The following is a 22,142-nucleotide window of genomic DNA, read 5'->3' on the forward strand; positions in this document are numbered from 1 at the left end:
TTATTTCGGCCATGTTCATTGGACGTATGGCATCAGTCGGGGTAGAGAAATGCAAAGAGACCCAAGCCCTGTGCCTACCTTTAATGGACTTTGAGCATGAAAATTGATCGAGATATTCTCTTGGAGAAGGTAACTCTGGCGATGAATCAAACGGGGCCGGGAGGAGTGTGGCGTCGAGGCCTAAGATATGGATTGACACTTCTCACCGCTGAGGCAGAGCAACTGTCTCAGGCGATTCTAATGAAGGAAGCGTATCTCAGTATGAACGCGGAAGAATTAGGGATCCTTTCCAAGAATCGCCGCTTCGCTGAATGCCATAGCGGGCAACGTGCATTTGTGATCGGGAACGGACCTTCAATCGCGAGGCAAGACATTTCGTGGCTTGAAGGCGAAGTAACTTTTGCGGTTAATGGGTTTTGGAAACATTCCATCGTTGAGGTATGGGAACCTACGTATTTTTCGCTGACGGATAAGTTGTTTTACGATGGGAGCGAGGGTTCAGATGACTTTTTTTCTAGTCTCAGGTTAAAAATCCAAAAATCGACCTTCTTTGCGCCAATCAATGGCCGCAAAATAATTAGTGAACGAGGGTTGCTCCCTTCTGAACGGACGCATTACCTTGCACTTGGTGGTACGCTGTCAAAGTCTCCACTGGAGAACGTCGATTTGGAACGCGTGATTCCCGACCCCCACACTGTGCTCCAAACGAATATTTTAATCGCGATGTACATGGGATGTAATCCGATTGTCATAATCGGAGCAGATCATGATTGGATGGCCAACGTTGGTGAAGATCTACATTTCTATGACGGAAAAACCGTTTCACAACAACCGGAGGCTTCAGAGAATCCATTCAAAAGTAACTACTTGATAATGGCTGAATATGTGCGCGCGCTATGGTTGGGGTACGTGAAAATCCGCGCTATAGCGGATCAGAAAGGCATCAAGATTTACAACGCGACGGATGGAGGATGCTTGGATGTTTTTCCCAGATGTGAATTCAGCAAGTTACGGAATTGAACAATATTGGTATGCGAACCTCACCTGCAGTTTGTCTTGTCATTCCAACAATCCCCCCAGAGTTCTCTGGAGGGGGGATCCTTGCGTATAATTTAGCGAGCTATTTTGCAGGGAATCATTCGGGTGTTGTGTTGATTGTCACCCAGACAGCGCCGCCCAAGCTCCTTGATGGTGCCGAGATCATATCCTACCCAGATCCTCCTTTGCCTATATCCCGAAAGGGCCGGAAATTACTGGGTCTTGCGAAAGCTCTGCCCAGTGCAATCAAAGTTTTGAGCCAAAAGCGTCCACATATTGTACATGTTATGGGAGCTAGTTCTTGGGTTTTGTCGTATGTGTTAGCCGCAAGAGTGCTTGGGATTCCGGTGGTTCTTGAGACGAGTACAACCGGAGGCGACGATCCAAACACTGTGAAGCACTCTCGGTTCGGAACTGTAAAATTCGCAGTTATTCAGGAGGTGAGTTACCTAGTCAACGTCTCTCCAATTTTGGATAGCCTGGCTAGACGAGCAGGAATATCTTCCGAAAAGCGCATCATTATTCCTAATCAGGTGGATATAGATCTCTTTCGACCGGACCCTTGTCCAGAACGGTTGAGACTTTCACTGGGTTTGCAGCGTTTTGAGACCATCCTCCTGAATGTCGCCATAATTCGTCCAAACAAAGGCATCCAGTTCTTAATTGAGGAGTTTGCTACATTTTCCAGAGATGACCAATCTCTTGGCCTTGTACTTGTAGGCCCAACCACCAAAGACCCAGAAAACACCAAATACACTGAAAGAATGAAGACTCTGGCTAGAGATTTGGGTGTCGCAGATCGCGTGATCTTCACGGGGCATATCGAAAACGTCCATGAGTACATGGGAGCTGCTGATATATTTGTTTTTGCCTCGGAAATGGAAGGATTTGGTACTGTAGTAGTTGAGGCGATGGCTTCAGAATTGCCCGTCTTGACAAAGCGAATCAATGGCGTAAGTGACTTTATTATTGAAGACGGAGTTGATGGGTTGGTAGCAGATTCATCGAATGATTACCGATCGAAGCTGGCCCAATTGCTGGAGAGTCCTAAGTTGAGAAAGCGGCTGGGAAAGGCAGCCCGTAGAACAGTAGAGCTTCGGTTCTCAACAAAAGTTATAGCGCGCCAGTACGTCGAAGTGTATTCGAAGCTGGTACCCGAACAATCCACTGCCTTCAGGGCGTTGCTGTCTGATTAGGTTTTCTTCCCTTTCCCATAGAGTCCTCGCTGACCATACTACGAAACACGTCACAGTTAGAAAGGAGTTCGTCCCAGCAACCTGAGTCAATCAGTTCGCCTTTTTCGAAAACGAAAATGATATCGCACTTCCGAACCGTTTCTAATCGATGTGCAATCACGACCAATGTCTTCGTTCCAGCGAGTTGTTCGATTGCATCCATAATGGCTCGCTCGGTAGTGTTGTCGAGTGCGCTGGTTGCTTCATCAAACACAAGTATTTCAGGGTCGTTGTAGAGCGCTCGTGCTATCCCCAATCGCTGCCGTTGACCACCGCTTAATCTAACACCGCGTTCGCCTACAACCGTAAGATAGCCTTCAGGTAGTTCTTGCTCAATAAATTCATCGATTTGTGCAATTTGAGCGGCTTTCTTGATGCGTTCCATACTCCATTCATCAGCCGACTCACCAAAGGCTATGTTTCCTGCAATCGTGTCGTCGGTAAGATAGATTTGTTGAGGCACGTAACCGCAATGGCTCCTCCAACCAATCCTTTCGCTCGCGCTAAGCAAGTTTCCATCAAGTACCAACCCTCCTGAGGTCGGTTCCAGCAAGCCGAGCAATAGGTCTACAGTCGTTGTTTTGCCACTCCCTGTTGGACCTACCAACGCAACTGACGAAAGGGTCGCAATCTCGATGTTAACATTTTTGAGTGTAGGCTCACCCATCTCAGGATAGTTAAAGGTTACGTTTCGTAGTCCGAAGCTCTCTATTGGAGCTGATACGTGCACCGGAGCCGGTTCCTCACTACGCTGAAGCTCAACGAGATCCCTCTTTAGTCCGCTCAGCGTCTCTGCGGTGAAACGCATCGAACTTCCAGAGTAGAACATCTGCTGCATTTTCGGAAGGAGTCGAAACCCAGCAAAGGCGTATACTCCTACTACCGGAATCGCATTGCTTGCAGTGCCTTGCTGCCTGAGTTCATATAGTAGGATCAGCATCACAGCGCCGAATCCCAAAACTTCCAAGAAGTAGCGGGGTGTGATTGCGATTACCGCGTTTTTTGCCTGTGCCATGCTGTAGCGGTAGCTCGGTCCTTCGTATTTTCTCAGAAACGCCTCCTCAAGGCCTAGGATTTTAAGGTCTTTCATCCCGCTCATGGCCTCAGTGGCATGGCGATACCGCGCAGTATTTGAACTTGTTCGAATATGACCAAGTTTGATCTGTGTTGCTCTCACCGCGACGAAGATGAGCATGTAAGTCCCCCCAACGACAGCCGACACTATGACTGCTAGCGTAGGATCGATGGCTACTAACAGGCCAACAATAAGGACTCCCGCCAGTCCCTGCGCAAGAAGTTGAATTCCTGCCATCAGAAACTGTCCGACGAATTGCTGCACCTCCGAGAGGATGTTGGTGCTCAGTTCGCTAGTATTACGATTTAGAAAAAACTCCCATCGTTGCCTGATGTAACGATCCAGCAAGCGTGTGCTTAAGGAATGATGTCTGAGCCAAATGAATCTTTGAATCAACCAGTGAGACACAGCGTTGAACAAATTGGTAAGTATGATCAATCCAAAGACGATCAGGCCTAGTGTAAAAAGAAATGAGTTATGATCAGATGGTTCTAACAAGCCCCACAAATATCGTAGCACATATTGCTCATGGATCATTTCTGGATTCGATACGACGGTAAGAAACGGCAAAATTGATGCGATGCCAACAACTTCAAGTGTTGCGACAGTTAAGACGATAACAAACACTAAGGCAAGCTCGAGCTTCTCAGCGCGGTCAAAAAGGGAAAGTGTTTCTTTTAACACAGTCAACACGTAGCATACCTCTCAAACTGAATCGGGTGACACGGTCTACTTCAGTAGTCAAGTATGGGTCAAACCGACAGTGGAAATTGTTTGAGCTGAATCCGAGCGTGACAGTTCTTAGTCGACCGTCGCAGGGTCCCTCCACGACCATCTCATCAACATGAATTCGAGCCTCGAGCTTTGCGTCAGGATCCTTCCGCTGCACAGCTATGCTTTCGGAGTTTGCGTTTCGAAAACCAGTGCGTGGTGGAAAAGACTTTCACGAAACAAGAGTCTGAACGGCCCAAACAATCCTGCAGAGTTTAAGGAGACTGCCTCAACAGGTAATGATTCGCGTTGACTAGGATTACTGCTACGTCGGTTCGCCGAGCAAACTCCACAGTCGAAATCGGGTTCAGGAGAATTCCCATTAAGAGGGTGAGCACAATTGTGCTCTTAGCGATGGGAGCAGTCTCCTCACGCGACGTTCTACAAAGCTCGCCCAACTAAACTTCTTTTTGCGCGGCTTGGTGAGCGACGAACCAAAAATGGGCGCAAACATGCATCAAAGAAAAGCTTACTAACGCAAGGATGTAGCTCTCATGTCTTTGCTCCTAGCTCTTTCAGAGGCACGCGCTGGGCCAAGATAAAAAGACCATAAATCAGCACGCCCGCACCAATCTGGAGCCCTAGCCAAACCGGACCTTCAAACGTGCGAAGAGGCCAAATAGCGGCGCTCATGCACGCCGTGGCCACCAAGACTTTTGCTGGTGTTTTGAAAGTGAGGGGCAGTCTGAAGACTTTTCGGCCGAACCATGCGCTTTGGAGCAAGGCGAGCAAGAGGCTAACCAACGTGGCGAACGCCGCTCCCATGATTCCGTAGGCGGGTAGAAGGAGCAGATTCAGAACTAGGTTTATGGCTGCAGTGTTCGCGGTGATAAAAAGCTGAACCCAGGTTTTCTTTCCGAGGTGAAAGCTCAGGTCTGTGTAGGTAGACTTGATGCCAGCAAAAAATGCTCCCAGCGCTACCAGAGGCATGAAGTGCGCGGCGTCTTTGGCGAATTCTGCACCGAGGATAGTGCCCGCCAGATTTGGCGAACACACCATTAGACCGGCTGTGGCGGGGACCCCGAGCAGGAGTAGAAACTCCAAGTTCCTCACGAGTTCAACGCGAGCTGCCGCTTCGCCTTTGGTGTCCAGCGCTTTGACCACTCGTGGGTACGCGGAAAGATTGACAATGGTAAAGATGGCGTTGATTGCGAAGTAGGCGAGGTCGTAGCCGGCGGAGTAGCGACCAGCGTGACCGGTAGTGAAAAAATGCGCGAGCATGAATCTATCAGCGCTAGAGAGCACAAAACCGAGCGCTGCGATTCCGGCCAGTGGTGCGGCATATGTGAAGATATCCCTTGCGAGCTCAGGCTTCCAAGTCTTTAGTGTGAGTCGTGAGCGTTCAGTGAACATCCCGAGTGCGACGATGCTCATCATGCCGATGGTTGTCCCTACGATCGGGGCGAGACCACCGAGATCTGTGAAGTAAATCAGTGAAAGGCTTAGGCCTATGGCGAGTCCACTCTTCCCTAGGTTGAGCCAACCATATGCTGCCGGGTTAAGCCGGCTTCTCGCCACTTCGAGTGCGAGTTCGAATCCCGCGAATGCCCAGACCATGGTCAGACCGAGTCCAATGGTCGCCAGAGGAAGCGATGCGTCAACCGCGTAGATTGTGAGTGCAGCACCGACGCTGATGCCCATCATGCCTACGAACGCGCGGCCAAGTGTTGAGAATAGGTCGGACTCCTCTTCGGTCGCGTGATAAAAGCGCGCCAAACCTGCGCGCAGCCAGTAGAAAAGGACCACGTTGAAGAATGCCGCACCGGAGAGGACCAGCGCATAGACTCCGTATTCGTCTGGTTCAAGCCATCGGGTGTAGAGGGAAATCGCCGCAATGTTCAGGATTGCGGGGCCACCCCGCGCCAGTCCGTAGAGGAGTGTTTCGCGAATCATTTTTGGGCACTTGATGCGAGTTGTGCCTCAAAATAGAGGCCGACTCCTCGTTGAGCAAGGCGCGCGGCTAAACTCAAAGGGGCCAGGGCTGTGGTCCGGCCGAACCTGAGTATAGGTCTGATCAGCTGAGCTGGAGTATTGGTCTTTGTTGACTCGGTTGGCGCGGCGATCCGCCCCTTAATTGATTTGGTTTTCCCGCGAATCAGGTTGTGTTCGAAGTAGGCTGCGCTCTCACTTAGTCTCAAGTGAATTGGGAGTACCTGAACGTATGCGAATCCCCTCGAGTAGAGGTAGTTTTGCAGAACAGGTTTGGAGAACCATAGAAAATGGTGAGGCGGGAAGTCGCCGGCGCTAAGCTCACGCGTTCGCTCTGCCAGCGGGCGATCCCTGTTTGGCACGCTACCTGCCAGAACTCCGCCAGGCTTAAGGAGTGCTTGAGCTGACCGGATAAAGCTGTTTGGTTGATCCTGATGTTCAAGGACCTCAAAGGCGGTGATGACGTCGAATTTCAAGTCAGGGAATTTTTCGCCGAACTCTTCTACGGTTAGTGCGTAGACGTTCTCAAGTCCTCGCCGCAGCGCTGCCTCAATACTCAAGCGGTCAAAGTCGATTCCCCAGACCTCAAATCCCGCATCTTTTGCGGCTTCGATGAATGAGCCATCGGCACACCCGAGGTCGAGTAGACGACCTCTCCACCTTTGCGCTCGTGCGCGTCCTAGGAATGTAAGGTGCCTTTCCAGAATTGAGCTGCCGCCTTCGTGCCTTTGCTCATAGGATGAGTGCTCCGATGCCTCATAGAACTCCGGAATGATCCGCAGAGGAGTCCAGAACTGGAGGTTGCACTGGTTGCATTGGTGCAGGGTGTATTCGGTCTGGTTGTAAGGTGCAATGTAGGTCCTCAACTTGGTTGAGGAACTCGAAAAGCAACTAGGACACTGGATGTTCACTCGCGAATCCTCGGTTATTTTCTTTCGTTCTTCCGAAGTAGCCTCTCCCAGAATGGAATGAGTTGCCTTGCCCCTGTTGAGTTGAGGTGTGGCTGAAGGCAATCCCTTGATTTCGCTTTGAAATCGAAACTTGTAATCAGAATTGGTTGATTCCATTCCACGGCCCGGAGCTTTTTTTGGCAACTCGGGTTTATGCTTTGTTAGGTCGAATCTTCCAAGCTCAAAGTTCGCTATTGGAATCCGGACCTGGTGACTATCTTGGCGAAGCTGGTGGCTATCTTGGTGAAGCTGGTGACTTTGTTCGCTCTATTCTTGAATTTGCGTGGGGTTTTGCTAGGTTGCGCCCAACATTTCCAGCGAAGGAGTTGAGATGAAGGCGATTGTGTTGGGAGCTTTGTTGCTCTTGGTGGCGGGTTGTAACCTTAGCGACGATTCCCAGGTTTTGCCGCAGGGTGGGAATAATGAGGATTGTGATCGTTGTGGCGTGTGTGATGACGATGCGTCGAACGATTGTGAGATGGACTGCGCGGGTAATTACGGCGGGGATGCCGTTGAGGACGCGTGTGGTGTTTGTGATGCTGACCCCACCAATGATTGTGTGGTGGATTGTGCTGGCGAGGCTGGTGGTGACGCGGTTGAGGATGCCTGTGGTGTTTGCGATGCGGATCCAAACAATGATTGCGAGGCGGATTGTGCGGGCGACCCAGGTGGTGACGCGGTTGAGGATGCCTGTGGCGTCTGTGATGCGGACCCCACCAACGATTGTGTGGTGGATTGTGCGGGCGAGCCTGGCGGTGATGCCGCTGAGGATATGTGCGGCGTGTGTGACGCGGACCCTACCAACGACTGTGTGGCGGATTGCACGGGCGAGTTTGGGGGCGAGGCTGAGACTGACGCGTGTGGGCGTTGCGTAGGTGGTGATACCGGCCGGACGGCTTGTCCGGTGGCCACGTTTGTGGCCGTGGAAGACGCGTTTGTGCGTGAGCTTGCACCCGACGCCAACCACGGCGGCGAGCCAGTTTTTGTGACGGACCGCGAGAACGCGACCTCATTTTTGAAGTTCGACCTGAGCGCGTTGCCTACGGATATCGTGATTCGCTCGTTGAGCATTCGCCTGACAGCTACCGGGGCTGAGAGTTTTGGCGGCAATGGTGACGTGAACGTCTATTTCTCATCCGAGGATGGGTGGAGTCAGTCGCAGGTGACCTTCGGTAGTGCGCCTTCGTTCTCGGACTTCATCGTGGCGAGCATGAACGTCGCAAACTTTGTGGAAGGCCAAGATATGGAGATTGAGATTGTGGATGACCCTGAGCTCATGGAGCGCTTCCAGAGTGAAGTATGGGGCAATAAGATCGTGACGCTCCGCCTTGCCTCGCCAGGTTACAGAACCGCGTTCCACTCCACTGAGGCCAACGGTACGTCATTGCACCCACGGATCCAGGTTGCGTATCAGGAACTCGCGAGCTTCGAGGTGCCGCCAGTGGCGGACGCATATGTTCGCGATGGTGCGCCGGACCAGAACTTCGGCAGTGAGATTGAAATGCGAGTGGATCCACGTGCGGGTGCCGCAGCGTTCTTGAAGTTTGACCTGAGCACGGTTCCGAACATCACCATTCAGCGCGCGTCGTTGCAGGTAATCTCGCACACTGGCTTTGCGTACGGTGGAAACGGCAACGTGTTTACTTACCTTGTCGAAGACGATTCGTGGGAGGAAAGTGAGCTGACCTTCAACAATTCGCCTACCTGGGTCAATGACGAGTTAGGTTTCTGGTTCATCTGGCACGATGGCTCGTTCGTGGACAAACCAGGGATTAATGCCTCCGAGAAGCTCTTGGCCCCCGTTCTCGATGCGTATGAGGGGGATAAGCTAATCTCGTTCCGTCTGGCCTCGCCAGGCTACCGAACGCTCTACCGCACGCGTGAGTTCACGAATCCTGATCAGCGTCCGAAGCTCGTGCTCTACTACCTCCCAGACTGAGCCTAGTTTGTCGCCTTTTCCGCGGCAGCTTTGGCTTCTTTGAGTGCTTCTTCAGCCTCAGGGCCCGGGCGCACGGCGAGGTTCTTCTCGGCGAGCTCCACAGCAAACTTGGGGTCGGTCTCGATGAAATGCTCGAGGGCGTGTCCGTAAGCGGCCTCGGGGAATTTCTCGAGCTGTTCACGGTAGGCGGCGGTGGCCTTCGCGCGCCATTCCTTGGCCTCGTCGGGGCGCTCGGTGGCGTCTAACACGCCGGCGAGCGCGTCCATGAACTCGGGGCTCGGGACGTGGTTGAGGATCTCGCGGTACATGGATTCGGCCTTCTCGTAGTTCTCCTTAATCGCGTGGATCTCGGCGATATGCTCAAGGATGAGGTACCAGCCTGAGAAGGTGGCGTTGGCTAGCTCAAAGAGTTCGAGCGCCTTGTCGTAGTGCTCGCGCTCGAGCTCGAAGATGCCGGCCTGAAGCTGGGTCCACGCGCGTTGGAACTTAGTGTCCTTGACGGCTGCCTCTTGGGCTTGCGTGAACCATTTTTCTGCCTCTTCCATATTGCCGCGATAGCGCTCGAGGTGGCCGATTCTCACGCGGTTTCCAGATGAGTCCTCAAGCTTCAAGGCTTCGTCGTAGAGTGCCCTCGCCTTGTCATACTCGCCGCGGCTCACCAGGATATCCGCGCGCAGCGCAATGACGGCGGCCCGGTCGCCATCTGGGACAATCGCGCGGGCTTCAACCTGAGCGAGCAGGGGTTCCACTTTGGCGAACTGGTGAAGCGTGAAGTGAAGGTCTGCCTGGGTCAGGATAGGGCCACTACCCTTCTTGGCACGGTCGAGGGCGGTCTTGAGAGCCGCCTCAGCGTCTTTGTAGGGGTCATATGACCCGATGAGCCGGGCGAGCGCCATATGTGCCTTAGCTTCGCGCTCAAGCTCGAGCCAGCCGGCACCTTCTTCCTGCGCCTTTTTGGCGTTATGCGCGATGGACGCCTGGAGTGCCTTGAGCATGGAGTCGGCATCCGTGCCTTCCCATGTGGTGAGTTTTGGGGCCTCGGCCGCCGGCTCAGGGGCTGGCTCAGCCGTGGTCTGAGTCTTAGTTGGTGGCTCAGGTGCCGGCTCTTTTTTGTCGCAACCGATAGTCAAAAGGGCGGCGAGTATCAGTATCTTGTGCATGTTTAGGTGCCTCTTAAAAAAATGGCCGATACCTGTGAGAGTATCGGCCGTTGCCGTTCAGCGTCTTAAGGGACGTCTGGCTTATAGTTCGTGTGGTGGGTGCAAGTAAGGGAATGCACTCAGGAACGCGCCTTCAACGCCGAGGTCGTTTTCGGTTGGGTTCAACACGCCAACAAGCGTCGTCATAGCGTGAACGTCGAGGTCCAAAAGGACCACGGCGAGCGTGACGTCGATCACTGGGTCGGTGAGTCGGCGTCCGTTCGGGAAGCGAGCGTTGCCGGTAGTGTCGATTTTGAGGGTGTCTGGCACCACGAGAGGTGCTGCTTGACCCACACAATCTGCGGCGATGCAGGGGGTGAGGTCATTTTGGGCCAGGTCGTCGTCGAGCGCCACGTGCAGTGCGGTGACGTTGGCTGTGATATCGGCTACGAAGTTGCCGTTGGCGTCGTCAGCTGGGTTCGCGTCATTGTAGGCGTTCTTCTGAGCGCTGGAGATAACGGCCGTTGAGATGGCTGGCATTCCCATGCGGTCAACGCGTGTGTACTCAGACGGTGCGTTGGTCTTGAAACGGAAGGTTTCCGGGCTGTCCAGGCAGAAGTCGGTTGGTTCTTCACCTGCGTGTGGGCAGTGGGTTTCTGGTGAAGTCGCAGCTGGTGCGCCACCGTGGTAGATGCGGCACTGGACCGTATCGTACTGGGTGTCTCCGGCATTGCCCGAGTCGTCAAACTCAGCGCATGCGGTCTGGCACTCAGCGTCCGAGCCGTAGAGCTCATTGTCGCCGGTGCAGTGGTCGAGTGCGAGCTGGCAGTAGTTATCACACCAGGTTCCGCACATATTACCGCCGGTTGGGCCCGCGTGCACACAGTGTGTGGCTGGGTCGTCAGCGGCTGGTGCGTTACCGTGGTAAACACGGCATGCGATGGAGTTTCCGTCCATCGCGCCGCGCTCGCCGGCATCCCAAGAACCCACGTTTTCGCAGTAGTCCAGACACTCAGCGGCCGAGCCGTACTGAGCGTTGTCACCCGTGCAGTTCGCCATGACGGTGTCACAGTAGTTCTGGCAGGTTGGATCTGGGTCTTCGTTGTTATTGTTCGAATTGGTCTGACCGTTGGTGTTGGTCTGATTATTCGTGTTGGTCTGGTTGTTTGAGTTATTATTCGACTGGTTATTCGAATTGTTGTTGTTCGGTCCAGTCGTGTTGTTTGGGTTGATCGGCGGTGGGTTTGTGGGCTCGTCGTCGCCACATGCCACGCTGAGGAGACCCACCGAAAGCGCAAGAATTGTTGCTTTGATTTTCATGATATGTCTCCGTGATTAAAGGGTGCCCGTGGTTGCCCACACTTGGAATTCAGTTTCTGCGCCTCGCGCTGCGTCGAGCGGCATTTCCAACACGATGGTCGTGATGTTTGCGCCGGCGAAGGAGTCGCGTGTGTTGTCGAAGCTGAGATCTCCGGTGCTAAGCGTGTCTTGGAATCCTTCGAGGTCGAAGAAGAATGGGTCGTCACGGAGGCCGGCCCAGACTTTGACGTCGTTTCCGGCGTCGATGGTGGCTTCTACAGCGCCTTCAACAGGAGCGGTTGCGCCCGGGATACCTTCCACACGAACACCCCAATCGCCGAGGTCGTTCTGACCGAATCGCGCGTAGATATTGTGGTTAGCGACGTTGTCGCCGGTGTTGTCGATATGGATGGCGTAGAGTACATCGTCATCGTAGTTGCCGGCTTGGTCAGCAGCTGGCGCGAGCGGGCCTGAGAAGGTCAGGGCCACGGTTAGCGTGCCTTCTGCAGTGTTATGCCAGGCGTAGATATCGCCGATATCAGCGGCGTTACCAGGCGTTCCAACGCGGTCTGGTGGGTCAGTGTGGTCAGCGGCGTCAACCGGCTGGGTTTGGGTCAAATAAAGGCCAGCTGCTGCTGCAATTGCGACAACGGGCAACACTCGTGTCCATCGATTCATACATTCCTCCTAAACGGGATATGAAAAAATTTCGTGATTCGCGGAAGGTAGTTGAGTTCCAACGGCGAAACAAGGAATTATTAAACTTTTTTCAGTAGCTTAGGGAAGTAGTACGAGTGCCCAGGAGCCGATTAGAGGCTCGACTGCAGCGTGATGTAGCAGGAGTCGTCGTCGCAAAGGCCTTCATTGCATGCGATGAACGAGTCTACGGCGTCTTTAGAGGCCGAGTCGCAGGTGGTGCGGCATGCCGAGAGGGTGCCGGCATCGATGCAATCGAAGAATGCCATGTCGTCGCATGCGGATTTGCATCCGGCCACATTCGCACTTCCACCACCTTCGGAGATCAGCGCGTAGCACGAGTCATCCTGGCAAATGCCCGCTGAGACGCATGAGTTGAACGAAGACGCGGTTTGGTCGTCGAGCGTTGCACAGGTGGTGGTGCACGCTGCTACGTCAGTTCCGGTGATGCATTGGAAGAAGCCGAGTCGCTCGCATGAAGCGGTGCACTCTTCTTGAGGTGTTGGTGGTTCAGGCTCTTCGAACTGACAAGCCTCAACGAATTCGCAGCCGGTGCGTGTGCTTTCGCAGTAGTCGAGGAATGCTTTCTCTTCGTCGCTAGCTGCGGCACATTGTGCGGCGCAATCCAGAGGAGGAATGCACTGCTCCGTAACAAGGGTGTTACACGCAGTTTGGCAATCATCCACGGTGGTCGCAGGTGGTGGAGTTGGAGGCTGGATATTGATGGCGCATTCCACGTCACAGATATCGTTGGTCACGCAGCCCACGAAGAGCTCGATTCCCGACTCACTGGCGCCATCACAGTCTCTGTAACAACCAGCGTGCATTGCGGCATCGTAGCAATCGAAGAATTTTTGTTGGTCGCATGCTTGCTTGCATTCGTTGATGGCTGCGGCTGGTGCCACAGGGCCAGGGTTGCCGTTAGGGTTCGTGCCGTTGTTGGCAGCCGCCTTTGATGTGTCGTCTCCGCATGCGGAAATGGCGAATGTGGTTGCGCACAAGATGACCAGTTTTGTTTTCGAAAACATTGATTTCCTATAAGTTTGAGTTCCGAAGTGCGCGGAGATTCAACAGGTTTTTGTGGTTTGTCAAGGGCGTAGATGTACTTGACTAGAAATCTTCCCAGACGATGTCCAGGCCCACGCGCCCTTCATAACCCTGATGGTTGGCCACGCGGTCACTCCAATACATATTGGTGTTTAGCCAGCCGAAGTAGAGGCTCGGGCGAACGTAGGGCGTGTCAATGACGAGCGTGCCGCCGGCGCCGTAGTCGAAGTAGTCGAGGTAGCTCTCACGCTCTTCGTTGTAGTTGGCGAGCCATTGGGCGAGCTCCACGCCGCCCCAGGCCATAGCGCCCAGGCCGAAGAGGTACTCGGGGGCCCAGCCAAAGGCCACGCGTGTGGGGATGGTGAAGAAGCCGCCGCCATCTTCGAGCTTGCTTGGCAGGCGTCCAGGGCCGGCGAGGTCGGGATAGACGAGGTCGAACGAGCCGCCGGTGATGCGGAACTCGAATCGCCAGAGGAATCCGTAGTCGAAATAGCCCTGACCGCCAATGTGTAGGCCGACCTCGTGTAGCGAGTGTTCGGCTTGTTCGTAGGTGAGGCGTCCAGTGGGCGAGTTGGCGCTGAAGGGTGGGATGACGGAGTAGTCGGTCACACCGCCGCCGTTTCCGCCGCCGTTTCGGTAGAAGAGTCCACACTCGATGCCCTCAAACTGCGTGGCGTCATAGGTCTTCCACGAGTACTCGCCGGTCATTCTGCCGTCTTCTGCCATCTCGCGAGCTTCTTCGCGTTTGGCGGCTTCTTTGCCGCCGGCCTCGAGCATTCCGGCGCAGAATCCGCCCGTGCGGTCGTAGAGATGGAATTCGTGGAGCACGAGCTGGTAGGTCTGCACCGGGCGTTCAGCGGAGCCATACTCCGTGGTTTTCCCGTCTACATGTGCCTGATGGTATCCGACGTGTGAGCAGCCTGTGCCTACAAGAACGGCAGCCAGGGCAAAAACACCAACTTCGCGCTTCATTTTTTACTCCTAGGAATCTGGTACGCAGATTTTTCCTAGAAACATTGCGCCGGTCAAGTTTGTACGACCTAGAATTTGAAGAGTCGAAGCTGCTCGGGCGCGTTGGCGTCCACAAGGTCGTAGCCCGTGAGTCCCACTAGCCGAATCGGGCTATTGTACTCGAAGCTATCCAAGAGGAGCATGGCCTCTTTCCAGAGTGTTTCGGCGTCCTGTGTAGGCGTGATGGTGCGCTGCCGCGTCTGTGAGACGAAGCCTTGTGTGTATCGGATTTTGACGCGCACGCCGCCGGCCTTGAGCTCCTTCTTGGCCAGCACTCGGGCAACGTCTAAGGCGTGTGGCTGTAGGGCCTTGGCTACTTCGCGCGGGGTTCTGAGGTCCTTCTCAAACGTGGTCTCGGAGCCCACGGATTTTCGTTCGCGCTCAGGGTTGATGGGGCGGTGGTCAATTGCGTGCGCGAGGTTGTGGAGGTGTTGGCTCAGGTTCTGGCCGAGCTGGTCGCGAAGCACGCTCAGGTCCGCCGCCGCCACGTCGCCGATGGTGAGGTATCCGAGGCTAAGGAGGCGTTCCTCAGTCTTCGCGCCTACCCCCCAGAGTTTTCGGACGGGCAGAGGCGCGATGAACTCTTTCTCGAGACCGGCTGGGACTTGGGTGATGCCGTTTGGTTTCTTGAGGTCGGAGCAGAGCTTGGCCAGGAATTTATTGGGTCCGATGCCTATGGAGCAAGTGAGCTGGGTGGCTTCCAAGACGGCGGCCTGCAGTGCCTTTGCGAGCTCGAGAGGGTCTTGGCCGTGCTCGTGCGTCATGTCGAGGAAGGCCTCGTCTAAGCTGAGTGGCTCTATGGTTGGGCTGAACGACTCGAAGACCTCCATGATTTGGCGCGAGACGCCCGCATAGACGCTCATTCGAGGCGGCACGATGACTACGTCTGGGCACTTTCGTTTGGCCACCTGTATAGGCTGCGCCGAATGAATCCCAAACTCCCGGGCCTTGTAGTTCGCTGTGGCCACCACGCCGCGCCGCGAGTCTCCGCCCACTATCAGGGGGACGTCCTTAAGTTCTGGGCGGTCCCGCATCTCAATCGATGCGTAGAAGGCGTCCATATCGAGGTGGAAAATTAGGAAGGGAACTAGCATGTTTCTTCAACTAGGTGAGTATCACTAGACTCGGTCTAGCGACTATCACCTCTGAGCCTCAATCTTCAAGTTTTGGACTGGGAGTTTTAGGGTTTTCGGTCGCCAAATTCCGATAACTCTGAGAATAATTGGGTGACCTTAGTGCTTCTATATTTGTACCAGTGGAGTAGAGATCATGAGCAGAGAGATACGCGCACCCCGAGGAAATACGCTTAGTTGCAAGGGCTGGCAGCAAGAAGCGGCAATGCGGATGTTGATGAATAATCTAGATCCGGAGGTCGCCGAGAACCCTGCCGAGCTTGTGGTTTACGGCGGAAATGGGCGTGCAGCTCGAAACTGGGAGGCCTTTGAGGTGATCGTGCGCGAGCTCAAGAACCTTGAGAATGACGAGACCCTGCTCGTGCAGTCTGGCAAGGCGGTGGCGGTCTTCAAGACGCATACGGACGCGCCGCGCGTGCTCATCGCGAACTCGAACCTCGTGGGTAAATGGGCCAACTGGGAGCACTTCCGCGAGCTCGAGCGCCAGGGGCTGATGATGTACGGGCAGATGACGGCTGGGTCGTGGATTTATATCGGGACGCAGGGGATTTTGCAGGGGACTTACGAGACTTTTGCGGCCTGTGGACGCACGCATTTTGACGGCGATTTGAGTGGCAAATGGGTACTGACGGCGGGGCTCGGCGGTATGGGCGGCGCACAGCCGCTGGCGGCGTCTATGGCGGGCGCGGCGAGCCTGAACGTGGACGTGGAGGAGTGGCGGATCAAGAGGCGTGTGGAGACTCGCTATCTGGATAAATGGACCCGTGACTTGGACGAGGCGTTGGCGTGGATTGAGGAGGCGACGGCCGCCGGCGCGCCCACGAGCATTGGTCTTCTGGGCAATGCGGCCGAGATTCACTGGCAGATTCTAGACCGCGGCATCGTGCCCGACATGGTCACCGACCAGACGAGTGCGCACGACCCTCTCAACGGCTACGTGCCAGCGGGCATCAGCCTCGACGAGGCGCTCAAGCTCCGCGAATCCGACCCCGACACCTATATCCGGCGCTCCAAAGCGAGCATGCGGCGCCACGTGGAAGCCATGGTGGCGTTTCAGAGCCGCGGCTCGGTGGTCTTTGATTACGGCAATAATATTCGGCAAGAGGCCTTCGACGAGGGTTTTGAGCAGGCGTTCTCGTTCCCTGGCTTTGTTCCGGCGTACATTCGCCCGCTCTTTTGCGAGGGCTCGGGGCCGTTTAGGTGGGCCGCGCTCTCGGGCAACCCTGAGGATATCTACAAGACGGATGAGGCGCTCAAGGAACTCTTCCCCGAGAAGACTCATCTCTTGCGTTGGCTCGAAATGGCGCGTGAACGCGTGGCGTTCCAGGGGCTTCCAGCGCGGATTTGCTGGCTTGGCTACGGCGAGCGCGCAAAGGCCGGGCTGATGTTCAATAAGATGGTGCGCGATGGCGTGCTCTCTGCGCCGATCGTGATGGGGCGTGACCACTTGGACTGCGGGAGCGTCGCGAGCCCGAATCGCGAGACCGAGGCGATGAAAGACGGCTCGGACGCGGTGGCCGACTGGCCGATCCTCAACGCCATGGTCAACGCCGTCAACGGCGCCACCTGGGTGAGCTTCCACCATGGTGGCGGCGTGGGCATGGGTTATTCGCTGCACGCCGGCCAGGTGATCGTGTGCGATGGCACGGCCGAGGCCGACCGGCGCATTGAGCGCGTTCTGACAAGCGACCCGGGCATGGGCGTGGTTCGCCACGTGGATGCCGGCTACGAGCGCGCGGTCGAGGTGGCCAAAGAGCGCGGTGTTCGCGTGCCACACCTCGAGTAGTCTTCAACGAAAGACTCGCTTTATCTTTGCAGACTTGTTAGCCTTATTTAGAAATAAATTAAGGTTAATAAAATGCAGAAGATTGGATGGTTTGGACTATTCGTGTGTCTTTGGTTGGTGTTGCCTGGTGCGGCCTTTGCTTGGCCCGGGCTTGATAAACCGGCGGTTGTGGATGCCTCCGGCACCAAAGATGTGGCCATCATTGTGGCGGTGGAAGATTACCTGATGCTCCCGGACGTCAAGGGTGCCATCAAGAATGCCAACGAGTGGGAGATCTTTTTGCAACGCTCCCTGCAGGTGCCCGAGGTGCACGTGCTGGTCAACCAGGAGGCCACAAAAGAGGCCATGCTTCGGTTTGCCAGGCTTGCGAAGGACCAGGTCAAGGATGGTGGCCGCATCTGGTGGGTATTCATCGGGCACGGGGCGCCCTCTAAGGCGGGCGACGGCTTGTTGATTGGGGCGGATGCGCAGCAGACGGTGGAGAGTCTAGAGTCGCGCGGGCTCTTGCACTCGGAGCTTATGGCGGCACTCGCGAACGATAAAGCCAAGACCGTGATGGTCCTGGATGCGTGTTTCAGTGGGCAGTCGCAGTCCGGTGAGGCGCTGGCAAAGGGCGTGCAGCCGGTGATTGCGGTCAAGAATTCGAACGTGCCGAAGAACTTTGTGGTCCTGAGCGCGGCCAAGGCCAACGAGGTAGCGGGCTCGCTCGGGGTGGTGGATCGGCCGGCGTTCTCATACCTCTTGTTGGGTGCGTTGCGTGGTTGGGGCGATGATGGGGACGGCAAGGTAGACGCTCAGGAGGCCGTGCTCTACACGCGGCGAAAGCTGCGAGGTATCAAGGGGCGGCAGCAAACGCCGCAGGCCGATGGCGAGGTGGGCGAGGTGCTTGTGACGGGCGTGGAGGAGGCTGAGCCTGAGGTGGTGGAGCAGCCTGCTGAGCAAGCGTCAAGCGGCGGAAACTCAGATGCGGAGCGCACGCTCGAATACTTGCGCCGCCGCCTTACCATCGACGACCAGGACGTGATTCGGCAGGGCGAGACGAAGTTGGATTCGATCATGTTCTATCATGAGATCGGTCGCGCTGATCTGGCCGATGAGTTCATGACGCATAACCCGTATCTCTGGGTGCCTGGAATTGCGCTGACGGCTGCAGGCGTAACCTTGTTATCGCTAGGCGTGGCCAACGCGCGAGAGTCTACGGGCTGGTTTATCGGCGGGAGTTTGGGCGGGTTTTTTGCCATGAGCGCGGGCATCGCGGGGATTACGTTCGGCTTCATCTGGGACTATGAGCCGCTAAACGCCGGGGAGCGGCGTAATGCCGCGGAAGTCTACAACCGCGAGCTTCGAGACGAACTGGGGATCAAGGGTGTGCAAGCGGGTTGGGAGTTTTAGGTCGTCTAGGATATTGCGGTGATTTAAAAAATAGGGCAGTCTTCGCCTCAGGACACAACCCATCTAACGCGGGAGCCCGCGTTTACTGACTGACTCCGAATGAGGGGGATATGAACACACGAATTACAATCGGATTTCTTCTAGCACTTAGCCTTGGATGTGGCGGTTCTGCGGAACGCCAAATCCAGTTCCCGAGTGCCCAACGCGTGCAGCAACTCGCACAGTCCGCACCCGCACCCAATCTGGAGGACACGAAGTTGGTCTTGGTGGACGAATGGGCCTTGATCCAGAGTCCGCAGGTGGCGGGCGGGGTACCACTTCGCACCACAAACCCTGTTGAATCAATCCTCGGTGGCATGATCCGAGCCGGAGATGGTCTTGAGATGACCGAGGCTGCGGCCTGCACCGCCAACGAGATCGCTCGATATATCCAGGAGAATGGAAAGCCCGCGGGGGCAATCGAGACATTCATCGCGAGGCGTTGCGGCCTTGTTCATCCATCGGTCCAGTTCACCTATAGAACCAGCGATAGGCGACTTGAGCCCAAGGATATTCGCCAGATTCAATCGGATATTCAGGCGGATGTTGACTCCATCCGAGCGCTCGGACGCCCGTTTGAAGTAGGGATGGCGCTCTACGCGACCGACAAAGGTAGTGTCTTATCTCTCATCTACTCCGAAAAGGAGGTTGAGGTTGAGCCCTTCAACATGCAGATTCAGGGTACACAAGCCGTCATTCAGGGAACGTCGAATATGCCGAACGTCGGCTATATGTGGGCCTCGGTCAATCAAGGCACGCACGGTTATGAAACATGTGAGCTCGACGCACGCGTGGAGCTGCCGAAGTTCCGGGTGGTGTGCAATATCCTTGTGGATGACCCCTACACGTCGATCGCTATCTACCAAAAAGAGCGTGATAGGTTCCTCGGGTATCCCGCGGCTTCGGTGATCGTGGCGTCCGGTAAGCAGCCGACCAACGTCTATCGAACACCGCGTATTCGCGCTGAGTTGATGGCACGAGCTGACGAAGAAAACCCGGTCTCTGAAGTTGAGGTAGCTGAGGCCAATATGGAGGCAGGCGTCAAGGGTACCGAGCCGAGTGCAGGGGATTCCGCTCCGGTTGATGCAACCGCTGAAGCTGCAACCGAGCCAAAGGCTGAGATGCCCAAACGCGTGGAGGTGATCCCACAACCCAAGATTGGTCGCAGCCCGGCAACCTATCACCAGGATATTGTGACTCTGGTCAACGCGATTCGCGAGAGGCAAAAGCTTGCGCCGATTGGCCTAGAGAAAGCCCAGTCTGATACCGTAGCAAAGCTCGCTGCGGCGCTCTTGGCGTCGGAGAATCCGAAAGAACAAGATGAGATCAGCCTCGCGATCATGGCGGGCTGGGACGTTGGCGGGCGGATCGTGAACGGAACCATGCAGACGAGCTATTTGCCCAGCACCGATCCGGTGGCGCATTTGGACCTTATTCTCGACTCGCCGCAAGGGCGCGCGTTTCTTTTGGATCCGCAGCTCTCCACCGTGGCGATCGGCGCAAACCTCGGTTCCACGACGCAACTAGTGATGGCGGGGTATCACTTCGCCCCCGAGGAGTCGATTCAGCGCCGAACGGGACAGGTCTTGAGGAAGATCAACGCAGCTCGCAAAGGGCTTGGGTTGCCAGCTGCCAAAGAGAGCAAGAAGATGCGCGGTGTGGCGGTGGCCATCTCGGACCGGTTGAACCGCGGCGAGGATATGGATGACACGGCTAACGCCATGATGGCGACGATGGTCAAGAAACATAACCGCGGTGTGCGCGGATACTGGCAGCGTGTGGCGAGTCTTGATGAGATTCAGCTCCCCAGGGCCGTCTTGGCTAAGAAGTCTCTCACGCTGAGCGTTGCTGTGGGCCTCGCCCAAGACGAAGGGTTTCCTTGGTCCGAATATATCGTTGTGATTTCGTATCTGGACTAACGAAGTACTCGCCGAACAATGAATAAACTTTCCCAGCAAATCTCTCTGACTATGGTCTTTAGGTGGTGGGCATTCCTGATGTGTTGTGTTTTAAGTGGATGCGCGACAACCCACCAACCGTACATATGGACTAGTCCGGCAGAGGTTAGGACCATCATAGAGACCACGCCAAAGGCTTTGCCTCAGGTACGAGAGACTATTGCTCCTGAAGAATGGGAAGTCGCCACCGACCAAACGGTAACTGGGCATGCACCGAAGAATCCGAAATCACCGGCTGAGCTCGCCTTAGTAAGTCTGTTTAAGGGGGATAGGAGTCGAGTGCTTTCCTACACTCAAACCTGCGCTGCGCGAGAGTGGTGGCGAGCGTACACCCATTCGGGGAGTAAGTGGTTTGCCCCGAGGGTCGATAGATTTGTGTCGAATAGATGCGGAGCGACCGGCGTGGGAGGCAGGTATGCGCAATTGATACGAGGGGGAAAGTCCCCCTTTCAGCCAGGACGAATAGAGCCATCAATAAAGGCATGGATGGAAGAGATCTTGGAGTCTCAGAAGGATGCCCCGGTTCTGGAGTTTGGAATCCTTGAGGCCGAATGGGCTGGTGAACTTGTCGTTGTGATTGTGGTGCAGGCTCCGCGGATCTTGGTCGAGCCCAGGCTCATGAATGTTGGAGGAAGAGAGGTAGAGTTTGTGGGGCGGGCGGTCAGTGGTTCAGTGGAGCGAGGCTTTGCGGTGGTGACGTATGGCGACCATATGAGGTGGTGCAGGCTTGACCCATCCACGAAGCCGCCACAATTCAAGGTTATCTGTCCGCTAAATCCAGAAGACCCCTACGCCTACATCGACCTCTACTTGGCAGGGAAAGGCGAGAATCTGGGAAGTCTTTCGGCGGAGTTGATGGTGAGTCCGTCAGGGGAGCCTCCGAAAGTGTACAAGCCGTCGAAAGTCGAGGAGGTCATCCGCGATCACGAGTTCCAAGAGGCAATGAGTTGGGAGGCGCAATTTGTAGATGGTTTGAACGCAGTGCGTAGGTCTGCGGGTCTACATCCAGTTGTGCTCGCGCGGGAACAATCCAAGACAGCATCAGGTCTTCTACCTGCTATGCGGAGCGACGATGTTTCGCTATCAAATCGAGCGTACCTGGGCCTGAAGGCTGGATGGGATCTCGGCGATGCGCGGATCGTATCTTTTGGGACGTCCACATCGGCAATCTTCGGAAACGATGTCCAAGAGCACTTGAGCGAGCACTTGAATCACGGTCTCAGCCGCATGAGAGCGTTGAGTCCAGATACGGATGTGGTCGCGTTGGGGGTTGGGCAGTCTGAGGGTTCGACAATGGTGACATTTGCGGTGTACGGGGTGATCGAGGACGAGACGATTCAGGCTCGAGCGAACAAGGTTTTCGAAGCCATCAACGCGCAGCGAAAAGAACTCGGTAGACGCCCACTTTCATTGCGACTTGATGCACAAGTGAAGGCGCTCGACCTCATCAAGAAGTTTGACGTAGGTGAACTCGATGAACCCGATGTGATGGAAGGGATCTGCGACTTTGACGGAGCTGATGAATGCAATGAATACTGGGTTGAGTCCTTGAACTACTGGAGTATGGACTCCGATATCTTGGATGAGGACGCAAAACAGGTCGCTATCGGTGTCAGTGGAGTCCCACTTCCAAACACGCCTCACTGGACCTACATTCTTTGGATTGTGACATTCGACTAGGGGTTGGCAGGCTAATTGCACTTTA

16 protein-coding genes are annotated in these 22,142 nt (G+C 55.3%); 7 read left to right on the top strand and 9 right to left on the bottom strand.

Features of this window, described 5'->3' with window-relative positions; all coding sequences use genetic code 11:
- Positions 1–96 precede the first annotated feature (96 nt).
- Entirely contained in the window at positions 97–1,020 is a 924-nt protein-coding gene (locus tag FRD01_RS16005; protein WP_146961380.1) for a motility associated factor glycosyltransferase family protein, read from the top strand.
- Positions 1,017–2,234, top strand: coding sequence for a glycosyltransferase family 4 protein (locus FRD01_RS16010; protein WP_146961382.1), 1,218 nt, complete (start codon positions 1,017–1,019; stop codon positions 2,232–2,234). Before FRD01_RS16005 ends, FRD01_RS16010 begins: the two co-directional genes overlap by 4 nt.
- On the opposite strand, the gene FRD01_RS16015 is transcribed toward FRD01_RS16010, so the two are convergent.
- From FRD01_RS16015 to FRD01_RS16025, 3 genes are all read right to left on the bottom strand, one after another.
- Complete coding sequence (locus tag FRD01_RS16015) at positions 2,212–4,032, bottom strand: ABC transporter ATP-binding protein (protein ID WP_249755672.1); 1,821 nt, start codon at positions 4,030–4,032, stop codon at positions 2,212–2,214. The genes FRD01_RS16010 and FRD01_RS16015 overlap by 23 nt on opposite strands.
- Positions 4,033–4,611: 579 nt before the next feature.
- Complete coding sequence (locus FRD01_RS16020) at positions 4,612–6,012, bottom strand: oligosaccharide flippase family protein (RefSeq protein WP_146961385.1); 1,401 nt, start codon at positions 6,010–6,012, stop codon at positions 4,612–4,614.
- Positions 6,009–6,914, bottom strand: a complete 906-nt coding sequence (locus tag FRD01_RS16025) for a class I SAM-dependent methyltransferase (RefSeq protein WP_249755673.1) — start codon at positions 6,912–6,914, stop codon at positions 6,009–6,011. The genes FRD01_RS16020 and FRD01_RS16025 overlap by 4 nt, the downstream gene beginning before the upstream one ends.
- A gap of 415 nt (positions 6,915–7,329) precedes the next feature.
- On the opposite strand from FRD01_RS16025, the gene FRD01_RS16030 reads away from it, so the two are divergent.
- Complete coding sequence (locus tag FRD01_RS16030) at positions 7,330–8,937, top strand: CBM96 family carbohydrate-binding protein (protein ID WP_146961389.1); 1,608 nt, start codon at positions 7,330–7,332, stop codon at positions 8,935–8,937.
- Positions 8,938–8,939: 2 nt separating this feature from the next.
- Here FRD01_RS16030 and FRD01_RS16035 read toward each other — a convergent pair whose 3' ends face one another.
- The 6 genes from FRD01_RS16035 to dinB form a co-directional block, all read right to left on the bottom strand.
- Complete coding sequence (locus FRD01_RS16035; protein ID WP_146961391.1) at positions 8,940–10,097, bottom strand: tetratricopeptide repeat protein; 1,158 nt, start codon at positions 10,095–10,097, stop codon at positions 8,940–8,942.
- A gap of 81 nt (positions 10,098–10,178) precedes the next feature.
- Positions 10,179–11,396: a DUF4331 family protein gene (locus FRD01_RS16040; protein WP_146961393.1), complete on the bottom strand. Its 1,218-nt coding sequence runs from the start codon at positions 11,394–11,396 to the stop codon at positions 10,179–10,181.
- 15 nt (positions 11,397–11,411) lie between these two features.
- Positions 11,412–12,053, bottom strand: coding sequence for a DUF4331 family protein (locus FRD01_RS16045; RefSeq protein WP_146961394.1), 642 nt, complete (start codon positions 12,051–12,053; stop codon positions 11,412–11,414).
- 131 nt (positions 12,054–12,184) lie between these two features.
- Positions 12,185–13,099 (bottom strand): hypothetical protein, encoded by a 915-nt coding sequence (locus FRD01_RS16050; RefSeq protein WP_146961396.1) that lies wholly within the window; start codon positions 13,097–13,099, stop codon positions 12,185–12,187.
- A gap of 82 nt (positions 13,100–13,181) precedes the next feature.
- Positions 13,182–14,090: a hypothetical protein gene (locus tag FRD01_RS16055; protein WP_146961398.1), complete on the bottom strand. Its 909-nt coding sequence runs from the start codon at positions 14,088–14,090 to the stop codon at positions 13,182–13,184.
- A 68-nt stretch (positions 14,091–14,158) separates the two neighbouring features.
- The gene (gene dinB, locus FRD01_RS16060; protein ID WP_146961400.1) at positions 14,159–15,223 is read right to left on the bottom strand and encodes a DNA polymerase IV; all 1,065 of its coding nucleotides are present in this window, start codon (positions 15,221–15,223) and stop codon (positions 14,159–14,161) included.
- A 175-nt stretch (positions 15,224–15,398) separates the two neighbouring features.
- Between dinB and hutU the strand changes: the two genes are divergently transcribed.
- The 4 genes from hutU (at position 15,399) to FRD01_RS16080 (ending at position 22,117) form a co-directional block, all read left to right on the top strand.
- A complete protein-coding gene (gene hutU, locus FRD01_RS16065; RefSeq protein ID WP_146961401.1) occupies positions 15,399–17,048 on the top strand; it encodes a urocanate hydratase in 1,650 nt (549 codons plus the stop codon).
- 72 nt (positions 17,049–17,120) lie between these two features.
- Entirely contained in the window at positions 17,121–18,440 is a 1,320-nt protein-coding gene (locus FRD01_RS16070; RefSeq protein WP_146961403.1) for a caspase family protein, read from the top strand.
- 110 nt (positions 18,441–18,550) lie between these two features.
- On the top strand, positions 18,551–20,398 hold the full coding sequence (locus FRD01_RS16075) for a hypothetical protein (protein WP_146961405.1): 1,848 nt from the start codon (positions 18,551–18,553) through the stop codon (positions 20,396–20,398).
- A gap of 525 nt (positions 20,399–20,923) precedes the next feature.
- Entirely contained in the window at positions 20,924–22,117 is a 1,194-nt protein-coding gene (locus FRD01_RS16080; RefSeq protein ID WP_146961407.1) for a hypothetical protein, read from the top strand.
- Positions 22,118–22,142 lie beyond the last annotated feature (25 nt).

This window comes from Microvenator marinus, from assembly GCF_007993755.1.
GTDB lineage: Bacteria > Myxococcota_A > Bradymonadia > Bradymonadales > Bradymonadaceae > Allomicrovenator > Allomicrovenator marinus.